Source organism: Chromobacterium sp. Panama (assembly GCF_003052555.1).
Taxonomy (GTDB): Bacteria; Pseudomonadota; Gammaproteobacteria; order Burkholderiales; family Chromobacteriaceae; genus Chromobacterium.
The window spans coordinates 5,026,310-5,046,352 of record NZ_QARX01000001.1 but is presented as its reverse complement, the minus strand read 5'-3'; the positions used below and the strand labels follow the sequence as shown (position 1 = coordinate 5,046,352).

At 67.3% G+C, this 20,043-nt stretch carries 18 protein-coding genes; 8 read left to right on the top strand and 10 right to left on the bottom strand.

From position 1 onward, the window contains the following. Genes DB032_RS22710 through DB032_RS22690 form a run of 5 tightly spaced genes read right to left on the bottom strand, consistent with a single transcriptional unit; the run spans window position 1 to window position 5,016 of the window. Complete coding sequence (locus DB032_RS22710; RefSeq protein ID WP_107801451.1) at window positions 1-1,446, bottom strand: sodium:solute symporter family protein; 1,446 nt, start codon at window positions 1,444-1,446, stop codon at window positions 1-3. Window positions 1,447-1,494: 48 nt separating this feature from the next. Beyond that, on the bottom strand, window positions 1,495-1,887 hold the full coding sequence (locus tag DB032_RS22705; RefSeq protein ID WP_107801450.1) for a RidA family protein: 393 nt from the start codon (window positions 1,885-1,887) through the stop codon (window positions 1,495-1,497). Between the two features lie 13 nt (window positions 1,888-1,900). Then, the gene (locus DB032_RS22700) at window positions 1,901-3,346 is read right to left on the bottom strand and encodes an amidohydrolase family protein (protein WP_107801449.1); all 1,446 of its coding nucleotides are present in this window, start codon (window positions 3,344-3,346) and stop codon (window positions 1,901-1,903) included. A gap of 9 nt (window positions 3,347-3,355) precedes the next feature. After that, window positions 3,356-3,970: a 2-dehydro-3-deoxy-6-phosphogalactonate aldolase gene (locus DB032_RS22695; RefSeq protein ID WP_107801448.1), complete on the bottom strand. Its 615-nt coding sequence runs from the start codon at window positions 3,968-3,970 to the stop codon at window positions 3,356-3,358. Between the two features lie 53 nt (window positions 3,971-4,023). Next, window positions 4,024-5,016 (bottom strand): 2-dehydro-3-deoxygalactonokinase, encoded by a 993-nt coding sequence (locus DB032_RS22690; protein WP_107801447.1) that lies wholly within the window; start codon window positions 5,014-5,016, stop codon window positions 4,024-4,026. A 16-nt stretch (window positions 5,017-5,032) separates the two neighbouring features. Here DB032_RS22690 and gcvA point away from each other — a divergent pair, with 16 nt between their 5' ends. The 4 genes from gcvA (at window position 5,033) to DB032_RS22670 (ending at window position 11,128) form a co-directional block, all read left to right on the top strand. Beyond that, the gene (gene gcvA, locus DB032_RS22685; RefSeq protein ID WP_233246768.1) at window positions 5,033-6,049 is read left to right on the top strand and encodes a transcriptional regulator GcvA; all 1,017 of its coding nucleotides are present in this window, start codon (window positions 5,033-5,035) and stop codon (window positions 6,047-6,049) included. Window positions 6,050-6,235: 186 nt separating this feature from the next. Beyond that, on the top strand, window positions 6,236-7,840 hold the full coding sequence (locus DB032_RS22680; RefSeq protein WP_107801446.1) for a BBE domain-containing protein: 1,605 nt from the start codon (window positions 6,236-6,238) through the stop codon (window positions 7,838-7,840). Window positions 7,841-8,025: 185 nt separating this feature from the next. Next, the gene (locus DB032_RS22675) at window positions 8,026-9,981 is read left to right on the top strand and encodes a hypothetical protein (RefSeq protein WP_107801445.1); all 1,956 of its coding nucleotides are present in this window, start codon (window positions 8,026-8,028) and stop codon (window positions 9,979-9,981) included. A gap of 49 nt (window positions 9,982-10,030) precedes the next feature. Continuing rightward, window positions 10,031-11,128, top strand: a complete 1,098-nt coding sequence (locus tag DB032_RS22670; protein ID WP_107801444.1) for a ferritin-like protein — start codon at window positions 10,031-10,033, stop codon at window positions 11,126-11,128. 120 nt (window positions 11,129-11,248) lie between these two features. On the opposite strand, the gene DB032_RS22665 is transcribed toward DB032_RS22670, so the two are convergent. Next, entirely contained in the window at window positions 11,249-12,556 is a 1,308-nt protein-coding gene (locus DB032_RS22665; RefSeq protein ID WP_107801443.1) for an ATP-binding protein, read from the bottom strand. Beyond that, window positions 12,553-13,218 (bottom strand): response regulator, encoded by a 666-nt coding sequence (locus DB032_RS22660; RefSeq protein ID WP_107801442.1) that lies wholly within the window; start codon window positions 13,216-13,218, stop codon window positions 12,553-12,555. Before DB032_RS22660 ends, DB032_RS22665 begins: the two co-directional genes overlap by 4 nt. Before the next feature lie 109 nt (window positions 13,219-13,327). On the opposite strand from DB032_RS22660, the gene dsbD reads away from it, so the two are divergent. From dsbD to dsbG, 3 genes are all read left to right on the top strand, one after another. Beyond that, complete coding sequence (gene dsbD, locus DB032_RS22655; protein WP_107801441.1) at window positions 13,328-15,097, top strand: protein-disulfide reductase DsbD; 1,770 nt, start codon at window positions 13,328-13,330, stop codon at window positions 15,095-15,097. 83 nt (window positions 15,098-15,180) lie between these two features. Beyond that, window positions 15,181-16,002, top strand: coding sequence for a TlpA disulfide reductase family protein (locus tag DB032_RS22650; protein ID WP_107801440.1), 822 nt, complete (start codon window positions 15,181-15,183; stop codon window positions 16,000-16,002). A 2-nt stretch (window positions 16,003-16,004) separates the two neighbouring features. Beyond that, window positions 16,005-16,754 carry a thiol:disulfide interchange protein DsbG gene (dsbG, locus tag DB032_RS22645; RefSeq protein WP_107801439.1) on the top strand — a complete coding sequence of 250 codons (750 nt, stop codon included), beginning with the start codon at window positions 16,005-16,007 and terminating at the stop codon, window positions 16,752-16,754. A gap of 7 nt (window positions 16,755-16,761) precedes the next feature. On the opposite strand, the gene DB032_RS22640 is transcribed toward dsbG, so the two are convergent. Then, a complete protein-coding gene (locus tag DB032_RS22640) occupies window positions 16,762-17,379 on the bottom strand; it encodes a VTT domain-containing protein (protein WP_227108502.1) in 618 nt (205 codons plus the stop codon). A gap of 272 nt (window positions 17,380-17,651) precedes the next feature. Here DB032_RS22640 and DB032_RS22635 point away from each other — a divergent pair, with 272 nt between their 5' ends. Further along, window positions 17,652-19,109 carry a PLP-dependent aminotransferase family protein gene (locus DB032_RS22635; protein ID WP_199225968.1) on the top strand — a complete coding sequence of 486 codons (1,458 nt, stop codon included), beginning with the start codon at window positions 17,652-17,654 and terminating at the stop codon, window positions 19,107-19,109. 97 nt (window positions 19,110-19,206) lie between these two features. On the opposite strand, the gene DB032_RS22630 is transcribed toward DB032_RS22635, so the two are convergent. After that, window positions 19,207-19,599, bottom strand: a complete 393-nt coding sequence (locus DB032_RS22630) for a RidA family protein (protein ID WP_081549478.1) — start codon at window positions 19,597-19,599, stop codon at window positions 19,207-19,209. Then, the gene (locus DB032_RS22625) at window positions 19,596-20,024 is read right to left on the bottom strand and encodes a thioesterase family protein (protein WP_107801437.1); all 429 of its coding nucleotides are present in this window, start codon (window positions 20,022-20,024) and stop codon (window positions 19,596-19,598) included. The genes DB032_RS22630 and DB032_RS22625 overlap by 4 nt, the downstream gene beginning before the upstream one ends. Window positions 20,025-20,043 lie beyond the last annotated feature (19 nt).

The following is a 20,043-nucleotide window of genomic DNA, read 5'->3' as shown; positions in this document are numbered from 1 at the left end:
CTATCCGCCATGGCTTTCACGCTCAGTCGTAATCATCTCCAGCACCTCCTCCCGGGAACGCGCGCTCGCCGGCGTCAGCCAGGTGACGACAACGGCCAGCAGCAGGCTGAGCAGCACCGCGGGAATCACCGGATTGCCCAGCCGCGCCAGCCACGGCGGCGACAGAATGATGGCCAGCGAGGCGAGGCTGCCGCCCAACAGCGCGGCGATGCAGCCCTGCCAATTGAAGCGCGGCCAGAAACGGCCCAGCAGCACGGTGACGAACATGCCGGACATCACCATGGAGATCATCTTGGTGATGTAGCCGATGATGTCGTTGGAAGTCAGCGCGAAGAGATAGGCCAGCAGGATCACCAGCAGCAGGAACAGCCGGGACAGCGCAATCGCCCGCTCCGGCGGCGGCATCCGGCCGCGGAGCCAGACGTAGAGATCGCGCAGGATGATGGAGACCCCGGCAATCGCGTCCGAGCTGCCGGAGGACATATTGGCCGACATGCCGGCGATCAGCACCACCACGGCCAGCGCCTGCGGCAAAGCGGTGGTGGCGTGCAGGAAGGCGAAGCTGCTATTGGCCAGATTGGGCTCCATCGCATGCGTGGCCATGCCGATGATGGCCGGCAGAAAGGAAAAGCCCATATACAGCAGGCCGGTGATGATGAAGGACTGGCGGATCACGCTGGCGGATTCGGCGGCGTAGATGCGCTGGCGGTAGGAGGGCGTGGCCAGCACACCCACGCCGATCACCGCGGCCAGCGACAAGGCCGGCAGCAGGCCCAGCTTGCCGATGCCGAAGGGCGTGAACGCGGCCGGATCGGTCCGGCTCACCACCACCTCCCAGCCGCCGACATGGCGCACCGACAGGGCCGCCAGCACGATGAAGCCGAGGAAGAGCACGATGGACTGCAAGGTGTCGATCCAGGACACCGCCTTGTAGCCGCCGATGCCGACGTAGAACACGAAGCCGACGGCGACAATGGTCTTGGCCGCCCGGATATCGATGCCGGAAGCCCAGGCCAGGTACAGGCCACCGCCCAGGATGTGCGCGCCCAGCCAGCCCAGAGAGGCGCAGAAAATGATGACGGCCACCAGGTTTTTGACCAGCTTGCTGCCGCCGGTGTAATAGCAGACCTCCTCGCTCATGGTCATGAAGCGGAGGTTTCGGACCGGCGCGAACCACCAGGCCGTCAACAGGATGCCGGTGGCGCCGCCAATGCCGTACAACATGCCGGCCCAGCCGTTGGCGTAACCGAAGCTGACCGCGCCGATGCTGGAGCCGGTGCCCACCATGGTGCCCACCGTCGAGCCCAGCGTCAGCAGCATCGGCATCTTGCGGCCGCCCAGGATGAAGTCCTCGCCGGTCTTCTGATGCCGGGTCACATACCAGCCCAACGTCATCATGCCGGCGGCGTAGATCAGAAACCACGTCAGAAAATCGCTATTCGCCATCGCCCTCTCCTTTTCATCGGCCGCGCTGCCGCGCCTGGCGCAAAATACTTAATATTTGAACTTGGCGTTAAAACACCTCATGTCCACCTCAACCATGCAATCCACCACCAGCTCCGCCACGCAGCACACCCGCGCCGGCGGATGCTCGGCGAAGAAAGAACGGAACACCCGGTTGAAGGAGGGGAAATAACGGGCGTCGCTGAGAAAGACCTGCATATGCACGATGTCCGCCGGCGCGAAGCCGGCCTCGGCCACAATGTCCAGGCAGTTCTGGATCGCCAGCCGCGACTGTTCCACGATGCCGCCGGCGATGATTTCGCCGTCCCGCATCGGGGTTTGCCCGGACACGTACAACCAGCCGTCCGCCGCCGCCGCCGCGGCGAAAGGCAGCGCTTGCCCGCCGGCGCCGGCGCTGCCGCTTACTCCATAACGCTTGATCATGCTATTTCCTCCCCTAAGCAGCCTGACGGCTTCTGCTCAAGAACCGCCCGGCGCGGACTCCGCTCAGCCGCTGCTGGGCATAGGTTTGCACCCCGTTGACGAAGACCCGCTCAATGCCCGCCGCCGCCTGCCGCGGCTGCTGGAAGCTGGCGACGTCGTCGATCCGCTGGTAGTCAAACAGCACCAGATCGGCGAAATAGCCGGCACGGATCAAGCCCCGGTCGCGCAGCGCGAAGCGCCTCGCCGGCAGGCCGGTCATCTTGTGGACGGCGGTGGACAGCGGGAACAGTTGCAAATCCCGGCTGTAATGGCCCAGCACCCGGGGGAAAGTCCCCCACAGCCGCGGATGCGGATTGGGATCGCAGGGCAGGCCGTCCGAGCCCACCATCGCCGCCGGGTGGCTCAGGATGCGCCGCACATCGTCCTCATCCATCTGGAAGTAAATGGCGCCGGCGGGCAGCAGGCGGCCGGCCGCCTGGTGGATGTCGCACGCCCAGAGGCCGGCGATCCGTTGCAGGGTTTTCCCCGCCATCTCCGGATGCGGCGCGGACCAGGTGATCAGGATGTCGTAGTCGGCGGTGACCTGGCCGGGGTCGAGATTGGAGGAGCCGGCGCGGTAGGGGTAGCAATCGAGGCTGATGTCCTGCCCCAGGCGCCGGATGTCGATCAACGCCAGCGTCTCCGCCGAGCGTCCCCAGTTTTTCAGCCCGGCGCATTTGTGGTGCGAGATCTGCACCGGCACCTTGGCGCTGCGGCCGATGAGGAAGGCTTCCTCCATCGCCTCCAGCACTCCGTCGTACTCGGTGCGCATATGGGTGGCGTAGACGCCCTGGTATTCGGCCAGCGGCGCGGCCAGCCGGCAGACTTCCTCGGTGGACGCCTGCGCCGCGCTGTCATAGGACAGGCCGGTGCTCAAGCCCAGCGCGCCCTGCTCCAGCGCCAGGATCAAATGCTCGCGCATCGCGGCGATGCCGGCCTCGTCCGCCGGCCCCTGCTGCGACGCCAGGCAGCGGTGCCGCAAGGTGGTGTGGCCGATCAAGGTGGCGACGTTGACCGAGGGCCGCGCCGCTTCGATGGCGGCGCGGTAGCTGGCCAGGTCCGGATAACGGAAGTCCTCCAATTCGCCCAGCAGATTGATCGGCGCCGGCACCTCCTCGCCCAGCACCGCGCCCACCGCGCTGAGTCCGCAGTTCCCGACGACGATGCTGGTCACGCCCTGCGAGGTTTTTTCCAGGTAGTCCGGGCGCCGGATCACCGCCAGGTCGTCATGGGTGTGAACGTCGATGAAGCCGGGCGCCAATACCAGGCCGGCGCAGTCGATGCGCTGCCCGGCGTCGCCGTCGAGCTCGGCGGCCACCGCCGCGATGCGTTCGCCTATCACCCCGACATCCGCCCGCCGCTCCGGCGCGCCGCTGCCGTCCGCCACCAAGGCGCCCTTGAACAAGTAGTCGTATCGCATATTGTTCTCCTATCCCGCCATTGCCTCCCGGTAAGCGCGGGCGAAAGCCCGCGCCTGCGCCCGCGTCCTCTCCGGCGGCTGGCCGGCGCGATACAACTCGCCGCCCAGCCCCGCCCCCCGGCAGCCGGCGCGTAGATAATCCGCCAGCGTCTCCGGTCTCACTCCGCCCACCGCGTAGATATCCACCGCTTCCGGCAGCACCGTCCGCAAGGCGGCCACATAAGCCGGCCCCAGCGCGCCGGCGGGGAACAGCTTGATCCGGCGCGCGCCGGCCGCGATGGCGTCGAAAGCCTCGGTGGCCGTGGCGCAGCCCGGCAGCAATTGCATGCCCGCGGCCAGGCCCTGCCGGATCACCTCGGCATCGACGTTGGGCGTAACGATCAAGCGGCAGCCCAGCTCGGCCAAGCGCCGCACCTGTTCCGGCCGCAGCACGGTGCCGGCGCCGATCAACGCCTGATCGCCATAGCGCTGCGCCGCCAGCTGAATGCCGGCCTCCCAGCGCTCCGAATTCAGCGGTATCTCCACCGCCTCGAAGCCCGCCTCGATCAAGGCCGGCACGTGCAGCTCCAGCTCCTCCGGCCGGATGCCCCGTAAAATCGCCACCAGCGGCAGCTTGCTGTCCATTTCTTGCTCCCTGTTGAATCCACCGCCCCGCCCGCGAGACTTTGAACAAGCTCTCAGAGCAAGCCCCGAGTCCGCGCCAGCAACATCGCTCCATGACCGGCCAGATCCGCCTGCGTCGCCTCGTCCACCATCGCCACATTGCCGGAGAAGAACTCATCGCCGGCCACCAGGCAGCCCAGCGCCGCGCGCAGCAGCGGCCGGCCGGTGGCGATGAATTGCGTGCCCGGACTCATATTCAGCGCGCGGCTGTTTTTCAAGGTCAGCAAGTCCGCGCCCAGCACCGCGCCCAACAGGAAATTGGCTCTGGCGTTGTGGTCGTACACCGTGAACTGGTCCAGCGTGCGCACCATGAAACAGGCCCGGCCCAGGCCGATGCGGCTGGCCTGCTCGGCCCCGGCCAACAACATCTCCACATCCAGCTCCGCGGCGAACGAGCCGCCCAGCGCATCCGCCAGCAAGGTGTTGTGGGTAATCACGTGCAAGAGCTCGCCGGCCAGCGTGGTCACGCAGCCGGCGATCCGCTGCCGCGCGTCCAGATGGATGAATTTGGAATGCGAGCCGGGAATGGCCAGAATGGCCGGCTGGCGGATGGACAGCCTGTCGATCAAGGCCATCGCCTCGACCTCTTCGCCGCGCATCATGTCCATGCGCTCGCAGTTGTGCAGGCCGATGTCCTCGGACAGATTCTTCACCCCGGGCACAAACCAGATCGGCCGCGCGCACACCTCAGGCACCACGCAGGCCCTCATCCCGGCGGCCAGGGCCTCGCGGCCGGCGGGCGCCAGCAGGTGGGGAATCTCCAGCAGGCCCATATTCGAACTGATCATTCCCGTCGCCAGCAGCAGGCTTGGCTCGTCGATGCCGACATCGGCCTGGCTCAACGCCTGCGCCAGCGTTTCCCTCACCGCCCGCCGCAATGCGTTCCGGCTGCCCGTCATCGCCGTATCCCGGCTCCCCACCCGCTGCGCCGCGCGCGCAATCGGCACTGAATCGCGCCATAAGGTGGCGCGGGTATTCGTGGTGCCGGCATCAATGGTCAATATCATTTCCACGCTTTAAATAATGGACTTGTGTGATATTGTTAATGAGCTAATTTTTTATCGCAAGACAGTTATATTTGACATCGGTTTAGTTTTATTAAACGAATGGATCTGGCGGATTTTATTTGCACGAGGGGAAATCATGTACCAACGCCTGCCACCGCTGCATGCCTTGAGAGTTTTTGAATCCGCCGCGCGACATATGAGTTTTACCCGCGCCGCGGAAGAATTATTCGTCACCAAGGCGGCCGTCAGCCATCAAATAAAACAGCTGGAGCAATTTCTGAATCAGCCCTTATTCGAACGCCAAAACAATCGTTTAAAATTAACCACGGCGGGCGAGCATTATTTACCCAGAATCAGAGAATCATTCCGCACGCTGCAACAAGCCACGGACGGATTGATGCTGCAGACGGCGCCGGCTTTGAATATCCATGTGCCGCGCCTGTTTGGCAGCAAATGGCTGATTCCCCGGCTGTACCGGTTTTTGAAACGGCACCCCGGCCTGCCGGTGGAAATCCATACCGAGCCGGCGGCCGAATATTCCGCCGCCGATATCGTCATCAGCACGGGACCGCCGTGGCCGGCCCGCTTCAACACCGAGCCCTTCGCCTCCTCCGCCTTCTTTCCGGTCTGCAGCCCCGACTTGGCCCGGCGCCTGCGGCGGCCGCGGGATTTGGCGCAATGCACGCTGCTGCACGAGCGGCAGTTCGCCGGCTGGCGGCAATGGCTGGATCACGTCCAGATCGATCTGGATCTCAAGGCGCAGCCGAGCTTGAGCTTTTCGGATGAATCCATGTTGTTGCAGGCGGCGATAGACGGACAGGGCGTCGCCCTGGGACAGGCGCTGTGCGTGGAATACGATTTGCTGGCCGGACGTCTGGCGCGGCCGCTGCGCGGCGAAGCGCCATTCCGCCAGGCCTATTACCTGAGCGTCGCGCAACGCGACGCCAACCAGCCGGCGGCGCGGGCCTTGCGCGACTGGCTGTTTGAAGAAGCCGCCGAGGGCTTGCCCGCGCCCCAAGCCGACATCGGCTAGCGCCAGCCCGTCATTGTCGACGCGCGACGCGGCCATGACAGCCGCGACGGCCGTCGAAGCCAGGCGACTCCCCCGCCCCAAAGCCAAGCTCAGCATTTGCCAGCCTCGCCTTCTCACCGCTCGTCTATAAAACAATGTCATTCAAAACGCATAGCCGCCGTCGCGGCCGCACAAGGAGAAGAGCGCATGGGCCTGAATGCCATCACCCCGGACGACCCCCGTTACGAAACGCTGAAAAAAGGCTTCAATCTGCGCTGGCCGGAGGCCGGCCAGGCCGCCGGCGGCATCGTCGTCTGCAGCGACGAGAACGAAGCCGCCGCCGCCTTGCAATACGCGCTGGACCACCGTCTCAAACCCACCATCCGCAGCGGCGGCCATTGCTACGAGGGCTTCGTCAGCAACAACCCCGGCGGCCTGATCATAGACATCGGCCAGCTCTCCGGCCTGCGCCGCGACGTGACGGCGGATGGCCGCCGTTACGGCTTTCAGCTCTTGGCCGGCAATCAGAACTGGGACGGCTATGTCGGCCTGTACAAGCTCACCGGCAAGACCGTGCCCGGCGGCTCTTGCTACTCGGTGGGCGCCGGCGGCCATATCAGCGGCGGCGGCTACGGCCTGCTGTCGCGGCTGCAAGGCCTGACCGTGGATTGGCTGAGCGCGGTGGACATTCTGCTGGCGGACGGCGGCAAGGCGCGCAAGGTCCACGCTCGCGCCGACAATGAATTCGCCGACCTGCTCAAGCTGTGCAAAGGCGCCGGCGGCGGCAACGTCGGCCTGATCACCAGCTATTACTTCGACGATCTGCCGCCGGCGCCGCAGCAGGTGGGCGTGCAATTCCTGCAATTCGACTGGAACGATTTCAAAGACCTGGGCCGCTTCACCGACTTGTTGCAAACCTACGGCCAATACTGGCGGGAGGCGGACAGCGAACCCGAAGGCTACGGCCTGTTCAGCCTGCTCAAACTCACCCATGTCAGCGCCAAAAAACTGGGGCTGGTGGTGCAGTACACGGACCGGGACGGCAAGCTGAACGACACCGCGCCGTTCAATGATTTTTACCAACGCATCGCGCAAGTGGCCTCGCCGCAATTGCTGAACACCTATCTGCCCGGCGGCGGCCATCTGCCCCACATCCCGCACCGCTCGCCGCCCAGAAACAGCGCGCCCTTGCCGGAACACGCGCAGGCGATGGACTGGCTGTACGCCACCCAGACGCTAAACGGCTCCGGCAACAATCAGCGCGGCAAGTACAAATCCGCCTATATGAAACAGAACTTCAGCCAGACCGAGTGCAAGGCGATCCACCGGCATCTGAACACCCATCCCCACGATCTGGACTTCTCCCAATCGCTGCTGCAAGTGGACTCCTACGGCGGCGCGATCAACCGCCGCGGCGCCGGCAACAACGGCTTCGATCCGGCCGACAACCAGACCGCGGTGCCGCAGCGCGCCTCGGTGATGAAGCTGCAATACCAGAGCTACTGGACCGACCCGGCCAACGACGCCAAGCATGTGCGCTGGATGCGCGAGTTCTTCGACGCCGTCTACGCCGCCGACGGCTTCAACGGCACGCCCTACCCGGCCTCGGCGGCCTTGCCGGATTCGCCCTACGAAGGCTGCTACATCAACTACCCGGACGTGGACATGCTGAACGGCGCTCAGCCGGGCACGCCCGGCTATAGCTGGGGCGAGCTGTATTACGGCGCGCTGTATCCGGAGCTGACGGCGATCAAGCGCAAATACGACCCGGGCAATGTCTTCAATCACGCGATGTCGCTGGGCGCGGAATAAGCGCCCGGCTCCGGCCGGCGCGGGACACGCGCCGGCCTCCTGTCCTTTCCCTCCGGCCCCCGGCCCCCTCCTGGCCTAAAGAACATTGCCCTTATGGCCAGCGCCGCCTATACCCGCGCTATGCCCATGGAATTAAATCGCCTACAAAAGCCGTCAGCGGATTTTCCTGCCGGCAAGGAGCCCATATGAGCTATCTGCAGTTCCCCCGCTTAGCCTTTTCCGGCCAGTTCCAGTCCGACGTCTCCACCGTCAACAACGATCCGCGCCATTACGACAACGCCACTTTCGAACCGCGCTTTCAGGAATATCAACAGGCGGGGGACAACGGGCGCACCAAAACCTACAACGGCTGGTGGCACCCCACCGGCACCGCCATCATGCGCTTCGCCAACTGCCAGGTGAGCAGCTTGCGCGGCCCCAGCGGCATTCTGATCACCGATCCGGCGCAAGACCCGCTGCTGTCCTGCAGCGTGGGCAACGCCATCGGCAAGCCGTCCGGCAAAATGGTGGACCTGGACCCGGACTGGCAGCTGGCCTCCAGCATCTACGGCCTGGCGGTGTCCTTGCTCAAGCCGGACGGCACGCCGCTGATGACCGCCGACTACCAGAGCAACCCTTTCCGCGACCTGTGGTTCTCCCGCGCCGCCAGCCAGGGCGACAGCGCCGCCTCCGCCGTCTTTCAGTCCGTGCTCACCAATATCCAGTGGCATCTGGACGGCTTCGACAGCCCGCTGCTGGCCCGCCTGATCGAGTTGAGCGAGCAGAACCGGCTATCCATCCGGCTGACCACCTACGGCTACAGCACCACCTACAGCGACCCCGGCTTCGGCTACGGCACCGTGCTCGGCGCCATCGGCCCGGCCTATCTCGGCCAGCCGCGCTCCTTCATCCTGGGCCGCCGCTTCATGCCCACCACGCAACAGGGCAGCGACCTTGCCAGCCAGAACGGCATCGGCTGTTTCTCCTCCTGGCTGGATCAGGATACCGCCAGCCTGCAAGTGGACCTGAGCAACGCGCTGCCGCTGGACAGCCGTTATCAGGTGACGGCGCTGCCGTCGCTGCAATACGCGATCCTGCACAATGAATGGACGGCGCAGGACGCGGAGATAGGACCGGGCGACTACACCGCCATCGCCGGCGTGGACACCTCGCAGACGCTGCAAGACCAGCAGGCCGGCATCCAGTCCGTGCCGCTGAACGAGGCGCAGCTGCGGCTGGCCAATCAGCCCTTGCCGCTGGCCATCGTCCAGCCGGTGGGCGCGGAGGGACGCGCCGTGGTCTGCGTGCGCGAAGCGCTGCTGGGCAACGAGGTCCGCGCCGAGGACTTCGCCATTCGCCTGGACCCCAACCACCCGGACAAGAACCACCTGCACACCCATCTCTACGCGGCGCGCTACGGCCAGCCGCTGGCCGGCGCGGCGCTGGCCTTCTGGGCCGGCGCGCCCATGCTGGACTACGGCGACACCCCCACCGACAAGACTCAGGGCACTACTCCGCGCGCGCTGTTGCCGGTCAACAACGTGCCCAACGCCGCCGTCCGCTTCAGCCCGGCGGAACCGGTCACCGATCAGGCCGGCCGGGTCGCCGTCACCCTGCACGGGCCGGAAAGCTTCGGCACCCCGCGCGAATACATGGACGGCCAGCTGTTCACCATCAACTACAATCTGGCCGGCTCCGATCCGGCGCTGCAACAGCCCTTCGACAATTTCGCCGTCGTGGTTTTCAGCAGCTTCCCGCAGCCGGGCCAGGACATCGACCTGGACAACCCGCGCTGGGAGGACGTGCAGCCCATCCTGCAGCAATACGCCAACCTCTACCCGGTGATGAGCCAGGGTCTGTTCGACTTTTCCAAGCAAGCGGTGGCCGACGCCAGCGCCTTCATCATGCGCTTCGTGTTCGACAAGCCCATCGAAGACCCGGACCAGATGCCGGTGACGCGCGACCTGTCCGCCAGCAAGCGGCGCATGCTGATCAACTATTTCCAGAACGTGATAGACCGCACCGGCAAAACCTTCGACCGCCAGCTGATGTACGGCAAGCGCTGCCCGCTGCGCCAGAGCGCGGCTCCCAGCGAGGCCGATATCGCCGCCACCCGCGGCTCTCTGAGCACGAGCAAGAGCCGCAAGGGCAACGACGCCTGAGCGCCCAGACCGCCCCTCTTTCAAGGAAACCAAGCCAGGAAACCAAGCCATGCTGAAGATACGTCAAGAACTGATGGCCGAACTGCTTCAGGCCGAGCACATCAACGATGTGCGGACCATGCTGGCCGGCGCGGTGCGGCTGGAGCTGTCCACCATTCCCACTTATCTGACCGCGCTGTTCTCCATCAAGCCCGGCCAGAATCAGGAAGCGCGCGCGCTGGTGCAATCCGTGGTGGTGGAGGAAATGCTGCACATGACCCTGGCCGCCAACACCCTGATCGCCATCGGCGGCAACCCGCGCGTCATCGAAGACGGCCGGGCGCTCAGCTACCCGGGGCCGCTGCCGATGTGCGTGGACACCGGCCTGATCGTCACCCTCAAGGCGCTGAGCCGGCAGCAGGCTCAGGAAGTGTTCATGGAGATTGAACGCCCGGACACCCAGGCCGTCCTGCCCGGAGAGACCCAGGCCTCGGTCGACAACCAGCCCGGCTTCGACTCCATCGGCCGCTTTTACCAGGCCATCCTGGAACGGCTGCAATATTTGGAAAACCACGGCCACGACTGCTTCGCCCAGCCGCGCCTGGACGAACAGGTGGACGTCAGCCAGTGGTTCCCGCAGGAGGTGCCGGGCTGTCCGGACGGCAAGGTCTACGACATGGCCAGCGCCCGCGTGGTGATAGACACCATTGTGCGCCAGGGCGAAGGCGTGCAGGTGGAGGACGACTGGATCAACCCCAAGGAAGAAGCCGGCGGCGGCTACGCCCATTATTTCAAGTTTGGCGAGATCTACTACGGCAAGCGCCTGGTGCGCGACGACTCCAGCCCCTCCGGCTGGTCCTATACCGGCGAGCCGGTGCCGCTGGACGAAACCGGGGTGTTCAATCTGCTGCCCAACGCCGCGCTGTCAGACTATCCGGCGGGCAGCGGCGCGGCCGTCAGCGGCGCCCAGTTCTACCAGGCCTACCAGAACCTGCTGGCCGCGCTGGACCGCACCTTCAACGGCCAGCCGCGGGAGTTGGACGCCGCCATCGGCATCATGTACGAGCTGAAGCTGGTGGCGCAAAAAGTGATGCGGAACCCGGTCAACAGCAGCGTGCCGGACGTGGTGGCCGCGCCGCCGTTCATGCTCCGGCATTCGTCGTCCTGAACGCCTGTTCAATGTCTAGCGCGCCAGGGCGGGAACCGCAAAGACAGCGGGATGCGCAAGGGGCGCATGCGCATTTTTAAAGGGGCGCTCGCCGCGCCGCGTCCGGCGAAGCGCGGCAGGCTATGAAGAGCTTCTGAGCACCGGCAGCGTCAGGGCGGCGCATAGCCCGCCCTCCTCGCCGGCCAGCAGTTCCAGGCGGCCGCCAAAGCGCCCGGCGATCGCGGTGACGATGGACAGGCCCAGGCCGCTGCCGGCCCCGGCATGCCGCCCGCGCCAAAAGCGCTGCGCGGCCTGTTCGCGCTGGTCCGCCGTCAGCCCCGGCCCCTGATCGCGGATTTCAAAGCGCAAGCCCTCCTCGCACAGCGCGGCCTCCAAACGCACCGGCGCGTCCGGCGGCGAATACCGCAAGGCGTTGTCCAGCAGATTGCGCAGCGCGGTGGCCGCCAGCGCCTGAGGCAAGGCCAGCGCGGCCTCCGGCAGCGGAGCGCAGACAATGCGCCGCGGCGGCGCGGGCTCCGCGTCGCGCATCGCCAGCCGCGCCACCTCGTCGGCGCAGGCCGGAGGGCCTTCCTCCCAGTCGAAAGCCCCTTCCAGCCGCGCCAGCATCAGCAACTGCCCCAGGGTGTTCTGCAAGCGTTCCGCCCCCTCGGCGGCGTGGGCCAGCGCCTGCGCCGCGTCCGGCCCCTGGGTGATGCGCGCCACTTGCAGATGCGTCTTGATCGCCGTCAGCGGGGTGCGCAACTCATGGGCGGCGTCGCTGGTCAGACGCCGCTCGCGTTGCAGCGCTTCGCCAACGCGCCGCAAGAGCTGATTCAGGCTGTCCGCCAGCGGCAGCACATCGCGCGGCAAACCCTGAGTGGCCACCGGCTCCAGCGCTTCCGGCGCGCGGCGCGCCAAGGCGCGGCGCAGCCGCTCCAGCGGCCGCAGCCCCCGGCTCACGCCCAGCCACAAGGCCACCAGGCTGCCGGCCAGGGCCGCGATGAAGGGCACGGCGGCGGCCCAGCGGATATCCGTCAACATCGCCTCGCGTTCGGTCAGCCGGTCCGCCGTGGTCACCCGCAAGCCGTTGGCCACCACCGTATAGCTGCGCCAGCGCTCGCCGCGCAGGGTTTGCTCGGCATAGCCCGGCGCCGGGTCCGCGCGGGTATCCGGCGCGCCCGGCGTGCGCGCCAGCACCTCGCCGCGCACGGAAACAATCTGGCACGCGATGCCGGCGCCTATGCCCTCGAAACGCGGCACGGCGCGCGGCGGCGGCGCCGGCAATTGCTCCATCAGGCCGGCCACCATCTGCGCCGACATCGCCAGCCGCCGGTCCAGCGTCAGCCGCATTTGCCGGTCCAGATCATGCAGCGTCCAGGCCGCCACGCCGCCCCACAGCAGGCACAGCGACACCCCTATCCATAACAGCAGTCGCAGACGCAAGCTCATTCGCCAGCCCTGCCGTAGCGGTAGCCCAGGCCGCGCACCGTCTCCACCACCGCCGGCCCCAGCTTGCGCCGCAAATGGTGGATGTGCACGTTCAGGGCGTTGCTTTCGATTTCTTCGCTGTAATCGTAGAGCCGGTCTTTTAACTGCTCGGCGCTGAGAATCCGCTCCCGCGCCTGCATCAAGGCCGCCAACAGCGCCAGTTCGCGGCGCGCCAGCGCCACCGGCCGGCCGTGCAGCCAGACTTCGCCGCGCATCGGGTCCAACCGCAGCGGGCCGTCCTCGATCACGTCCACGCAACGCCCGGCGGCGCGTCGGCGCAAGGCGTGCAGCCTCGCCACCAGTTCGTCCAGATCAAAGGGCTTGAGCAGATAATCGTCCGCGCCGGCGCGCAGGCCGGCCACCCGGTCTTCCACCGCGTCGCGCGCGGTCAACACCAGCACCGGCAGCGCCGCGCCGCGCGCGCGCAAGCGCGCCAGCAAGCGCATGCCGTCCTCGTCCGGCAGCCCCAGGTCCAGAATCATCAAATCGGCGTCCAGCGTCGCCAGCGCCGCCTCGGCCTGGGCCGCGCTGCCCACCGCGTCCACCGTCAGGCCGTGGGCGCGCAGCCCGGCGACGATGCCCAGCGCGATCAACTCATTGTCTTCCACCAATAACACCCGCATTTCCGCCTCCTTGTCGCCGCCAGCTTGCCGGCAACGGATTATCCCATTGTTAACGGCGGCTTAATCCCCGGCGCCCAGGCTGTGGGCATTCATCGCCATGGAGACCGCAATGCCGCTTATTTTCCGCAGCCTGTTGCTGCTGCTTTTCCTCTGGATGCCCGCCGTCCAGGCGCAAACCGGCTTTCTGCCGCCGGAACAGGCCTTCCGCCTCAGCGTCAGCGAGCTGGGCGACGGCCAGGTCCGCCTGCGCTGGGACATCCGCGACGGCTATTATTTGTATCGCAAAAATATCAAGATCGCGGCCGAACCCGCCGGCAGCGTCCCGCCGCCGGCGATGCCGGCCGGCAAGACCATCCATGATGAATTCTTTGGCGAATCCGAGGTGTATTACCAGCGGCTGGAACTGCTGGTGCGGGCCGGCCAGGCGCGCCGTCTCGCGCTGAGCTGGCAGGGCTGCGCCGAAGCCGGGCTGTGCTATCCGCCGCAGCATCGCGTCGTCGAGCTGTCCGGCGGCGGCCAGGCCGTTAAAACCGCCACGGCGGGGCTTGCCGGCACGGCCCCCGCCGCGCCGGCCCTGGGCGAAGACCAGGCGCTGGCGGCGCGGCTGGCGCAATCCGGCGTCGGCTGGGTCTTGCTGGCCTTCTTCGGCCTGGGCCTGCTGATGACCTTCACCCCCTGCGTGCTGCCCATGGTGCCCATTCTCAGCAGCCTGATCGTCGGCAGCGGGGCCACGCCGCGACGCGGCCTGGTCCTGGCGCTGGCCTTTGTGCTGCCGATGGCGCTGACCTACGCGGCGCTGGGCGCGCTGGCCGCCAGCATGGGCGCCAATCTTCAGGCCGCGCTGCAAACGCCGTGGGCGCTGGGCCTGTTCGCCGCGCTGTTCATCCTGCTGGCGCTGGCCATGTTCGGCGTTTACGAGCTGCAATTGCCGGCTGCGCTGCGCGACCGGCTGGCCATGGCCAGCCAGCGCCAGCGCGGCGGCACCCTGGGCGGCGCGGCGGCGATGGGCGTGCTGTCCGCCTTGCTGGTGGGCCCCTGCATGACCGCGCCGCTGGCCGGCGCCCTGCTCTACATCAGCGACAGCGGCGACGTGCTCAAAGGCGGCCTGGCCTTGCTAGCCATGGGCCTGGGCATGGGCGTGCCGCTCTTGCTGGTGGGCGCGTTGGGGGCCAAACTGCTGCCGCGTCCCGGCCTGTGGATGAACCGGGTCAAAGCGGTGTTCGGCTTCCTGCTGCTGGGCATGGCGATCTGGTTCCTCGACCGCGTGCTGCCCCCGGCCGCCAGCCTGGCCTTGTGGGGCGCGTGGCTGTTCGCCGTCGCCGTCGGCCTGCTGACGCTGAGCCGGCCCTGGCGCGCCAGCCCCGGCCAATGGACGCTGCGCGGCGCGGCGGCACTGCTGGGCCTGTGGGCGGCGGCGATGCTGATCGGCGCGGCCGCCGGGCAAAGCGATCCGCTGCGGCCGCTCGCCTTCGTCTCCTCCGCGGCCGCGCCCGCCACCGACATGGAACAACTCGGCTTCGTCACCGTGCGCGATGTCCGCGCGCTGCAACAGGGCCTGGACGAGGCCGCGCGCCAAGGCCGCTGGGCGCTGGTGGACTACTACGCCGACTGGTGCGTGGCCTGCAAGGAAATCGAACACAAGGTATTTGGCGATCCCCTCGTGCGACAAGCGCTGGCCGGCATGACGCTGCTGCGGCCCGACGTGACCGAATCCAGCCCGGACAGCGCCGCACTGCTGGCCTCGCGCCAGGTGATAGGACCGCCCACGCTGTTGCTGATCGGCCCGGACGGCCAGGAGCGCCGCGCCCAGCGCATCGTCGGCGCGCTGGGCCCGGACGCCTTTCTCGAACGCCTGAGCCAGGCGCGGCGGGCCCGCTGAATCTTTTGGAAAGGACCCAGTCTATTCAAACGTTTAAAAAAATAGCCTCCGCCACCCCGCTCCGCGCGGCACAGGACTGAACCATGCTTGCTTTCAACCTTGGCCCGCTGGCCATTCCGGTCAGCCTGGCCATCATCGCCGCCGCCTGGCTCGCCGCCCACGGCGCCGGCCTGCTCGCCGGCCGCGGCCGCCGCGTCAGCGTGGCGGCCCACCTCAACGACATGCTGCTGTGGGGCTTCGTCGCCGCGCGCGTCGGCTTCGTCCTGTACTGGTTTTCGCTGTACTCGCAGCGGCCGCTGGCGGTGCTGGATCTGCGCGACGGCGGCTTCCTGCCCTGGGCCGGCGTCGCCGCCGCGCTCGCCCTGGCCGCGTGGCGCGGCTGGCGTCGGCCGGAGCTGCGCCGTCCGCTGGCCGTCGCCATCCTGAGCGGCGCGCTGGTCTGGGCCGGCGGCGCGGCGCTGCAAGAAGGGCGAACCAAGGCCTCGCTGTCCGCCCGCGTGCTGCCGCAACTGGACGGCGCCCCGGCCTCGCTGCCGGCGCTGGCCGGCGGCAAGCCCATGGTGCTCAATCTCTGGGCCAGCTGGTGCCCGCCCTGCCTGCGGGAAATGCCGCTGCTGCAAGACGCCCAGCGGCAAAGGACCGACGTGCGCTTCGTCTTCGCCAACCAGGGCGAGGACGAAGTCGCGGTGCGCGAGTTCTTCCACAAGCAGCCGCTTCGGCTCCGGCATGTGCTGCTGGACCCGGCCGGCGCCCTGGGCCGGGAGTACGGCTCGGCGGCGCTGCCCACCACGCTGTTTTTCGACGCCCGCGGCCAATTGCAAACCATACATCTGGGCGAACTGTCCGAAGCCACTCTGGCCAGCAAGCTGCAATTGCTGGGCGGCTCGCCCGCTTCCAAGGAATAAACATGAACGCACCGCTGATCCGCGGCCTGGCGCCGCTGGCGCTCTGGCTGAGCCTGAGCGCTCACGCCGCGCCACCCCAAGCCTGGCCGGCGCCCATTCAGGCGCTGGAAGCCCAGGGCTATGAAGTCCTGAGCAGCTTTCCCGGCCCCTCCGGCCTGACCGGCTACGCCGCGCTCTACCTGGGCCGGCCGCAGGCCGTCTACCTGACCCCGGACGGCCGACAGGCCATCGTCGGCAACGTCACCGACGCCCGCGGCGACAAATGGAAGCCCGAGCTGCTGGACCGGCAGTTCGGCGCCGCGCTGTGGCGGCAGCTGGAAAGCAGCCACTGGATCGCCGACGGCAAGGACGGGGCCCCGCGCGTGGTCTACACCTTCACCGATCCCAACTGCCCGTATTGCCGGCAGCTCTGGCGGGACGCCCGGCCCTGGGTCCAGGCCGGCAAGGTCCAGATCCGCCACATCCTGGTGGGCCTGCTGGCCGAGGACAGCCCGGCCAAGGCCGCCGCCCTCCTGGCCGCGCCGGACCCGGCCGCCGCGCTGGCGCGCCACGAAGCCGGCGATTCGGTGCGGCCGCTGGCCAAGCCGCCGGCCGCCGTCGGCGCCAAACTGGCGGTCAACCAGCGGCTGATGGAGCGCTTCGGCGTGTTCGCCACCCCGGCCTCCTTCTACCGCGACGCCCAGGGCCGGCTGCAAAAAATCCAGGGCGCGCCCGCAGCGGCCGCGCTGCAACAGCTGCTCGGACCGCGCTGAGCCGGAATCAGCCGTTCCGGCGGCTGCGCCGCCACTGCCACAAGGGCGGCAGCAAGAGCAGCGCGACCATGCCCAGCACCAGCCACAGCATATTGTCCTGCACCCACGGAATCGCTCCCAGCCAGTAGCCCATGGACACCAGCCCGCCGCACCAGATCACCGCGCCCAACACGTTGTAGCAGGCGAAGCGGCGCGGACACATGCCGGACAAGCCGGCCAGAAACGGCGCCACCGTGCGCACGATGGGCACGAAACGGCCGATGGTGATGGTGGGCGCGCCGTAGCGGTCGAAAAAAGCCTGGGTCTTGGCCAGATGCTGGGGCTTGACCCAGCCGCGCCGGATCAGCGTCTGCCCCAGGGCGGAACGGCCGATGCTGTAATTCAGCAAATCCCCCAGGATGGCCGCCAGCGTGATCAGCCCCATCGGCCACCACGGCGACACGCCCTGCGCGCCCAGCAAGGCGCCGGTGGCGAACAGGAGTCCGTCGCCGGGCAGGAAGGGCAAGACCACCAGACCGGTTTCGCAAAACACGATGGCGGCCACGATCCACACCCCCAGCGCCCAGTTCTGCGCCAGCAGGGACATCAGATTCTCATCGCCGAACAACCAGCTCAGAAACCCCATGGTCAACACACTGCTCTCCTTGCCTCAATGAATTCGTCGCGTCTAATGCTTGACCGCCGCGCCGGGCGGATGTTTCCCCGGTCTGAGGGCGCGGCCGCGGAATCTTAATTTGACATAGGCATATTGTTTTGTTTTTAATGATGACAGCAAATGTCAGAATTGATTCTGCAACGGCTATCGACTTTCAAACTAAACCGCTTTCAGGAAGCCGCCATGCCTCAGTTGCCGCAAGCCCCCTTCTTATCCCCCTGTCCGCGCGCGGGAGCGCCGACGTGAGCGCCGGCCTTGCCGCCCCGGAGCTATCCAGTCAGGACGACGCGCTGCCGCTGTACCGCCAAGTGTATCAACGCTTCATCCAGGCCATCAGCCAGGGCAGCCTAACGCCGGGACAACGGGTGCCGTCCATACGCGCGCTGGCCGGCGAGCTGCAAGTGTCGCGCAATACCGTGGAACTGGCTTACGAATTATTGATAGGCGAAGGTTATCTGGAGGCGCGCGGCCAGGCCGGCACCGTGGTGTCGCCGCGGCTGGCGGAAGTGCGCATGCAGCAGCCCCGCCCGGCGGACGCGCCGGCGCCGCGCCCGGCCAGCCTGTCCTTGTTCGATTCCGCCTCCGACTGGCAGCCCCTGCCCTACCAGCTGGGCTTGCCGGCGCTGGACCTGTTCCCGCGCAAGCTGTGGGCCAGCCTGAACACCCGCCAGCTGCGGCTGCAGAACCGTTTTCTGTCCTACCCTCAGCCGGCCGGCTACGGGCCGCTGCGCGAGGCCATCGCCGCCTATCTGCACCTGTCGCGCGGGCTGGACTGCTCGCCGCAACAGGTCTTCATCACCGCCGGCTACCGCGGCGCGCTGAATTTGATCGGCCGCACCTTGTTGCGGCCGCTGGACCAGGTGTGGATTGAAGACCCCTGTTTCCCGCCCAGCCGCCACCTGATGGCGGAAATGGGCGCGGAGCTGGTGCCGGTGCCGGTGGACCGGGACGGCATGCAGGTGGCCGTCGCCAAGGAGAGGGCGCCGCACGCCCGTTTCGCGCTGGTGACCCCGGCGCATCAAAGCCCGCTGGGAGTGTCGCTGTCCCTGGTGCGGCGTCTGGAACTGCTGGCCTGGGCCGAGCACAACAACGCCTTCATCATCGAAGACGATTACGACAGCGAATACCGCTACGACGGCCGGCCGCAGCCGGCGCTGGCCAGCCTGGGGGCCAACGACAACGTGCTCTACGTCGGCAGCTTCAGCAAGGTGCTGAGCCCGGCGCTGCGCCTGGCCTATCTGGTGGTGCCCAAGCCCCTGCTGACGCGCTTCAACGCCGCCTGCCATACCTGGCACGACGGCTGCCCGTTGTTGAATCAGGGGGTGGTGGTGGATTTCATGCAGGAGGGCCACTTCATCCGCCATCTGCGCAAGATGCGCTCCGCCTACGCGCAGCGCCGCGAGCTGGTGATCGCCAGTCTGCGGCAGGCGTTCGGCGAGCGGATGAGTTTCGACGTGCCGGCCTGCGGCCTGCATTTGCTGGCGCGGCTGGATCGCTCGGAAGACGACATCGCCTTGGCGCAGCGCGCCAAGCGCGAGCGCTTCGGCATCGCCGCGCTGTCGGCGCGGGCGCTGGAGGCGGATTGCGGCAAGGGGCTGTTGTTCGGCTTCGCCAACGTGGCCACGCCGGAGCAGGCCGCGCAACAGGCGCGGAATCTGCGCCTGTGCCTGGAAGGCCGGTCCTTGCCGTCGGGCGGCTGAGAACCTGTTTACGATCCGCCGCGCGTCGTCGATACGGCGTTGAAAACGGCGGGGCTTGGCGGGCGTCGCCCAAGGGCCCCGTCCGGCCCAGCAAGCCTCAATCCGGAATCACCGCCGTCGCCTCGATCTGCACCTTGGCGCCCGGCACCATCAAGGACGCCACCTGGAACGCGCTCATCACCGGGAAATGGCCGATCAGCTCCCGGTAGGCGCGGCCCACTTCCCGGGCCTCGGCGAAATAAGCGTCGCGGTCGGACACATACCAGGTCAGCCGCACCAGGTGCTCCGGCCGCGCGCCGGCCTCGGCCAAGACCGCCACGATGTTCTTCAAGATCTGGATCGCCTGCTCGGCGTAGCCCGGCCCCACCAGCTTTTCTTCCGCGTCCCAGCCCAGTTGGCCGGAGGTGAACACCAGGGTGCCGCGCGCGGCGATGCCGTTGGCGTAGCCGCGCGGGCGCGCCCATTCCGGCGGTTGCAGGATTTGCATCATGCCGCCGCCTCCTCCAGCAAGCCGCTCAAGGCGGCGCGCACGTCGGCCGGGGCGTCGATGGCGGCGCCGCTGTCCAGCGAGATGTGCACCAGCACCTGGCGGCAGCGCAGCCGCAGTTCGCCGTTGGCGTGGCCTTCGATGTCCAGGGTCAGCGAGCTGCCGCCCAGCCGCGCCACACGCAGCTGCAGCGTCAGTTGGTCGCCCTGGCGGGACGGGCGCAGGAATTCGCAGTCCAGCTTGACGATGGGCAGGCCCAAGCGGCGCGGGCCGATGAAGTCGGCGAAGCTGATGCCCAGCCCTTCGGTGAACCAGTCTTCCACCAGCCAGTTGCTCAGCACCAGGTATTGCGGGAAGTAAACGATGCCGGCCGGATCGCAGTGGGAGAAGCGTATCGGGTAGGCCTTGGAAAAATGGGGGTCTTGCATCTTGTCGCTTTCTTGGCGT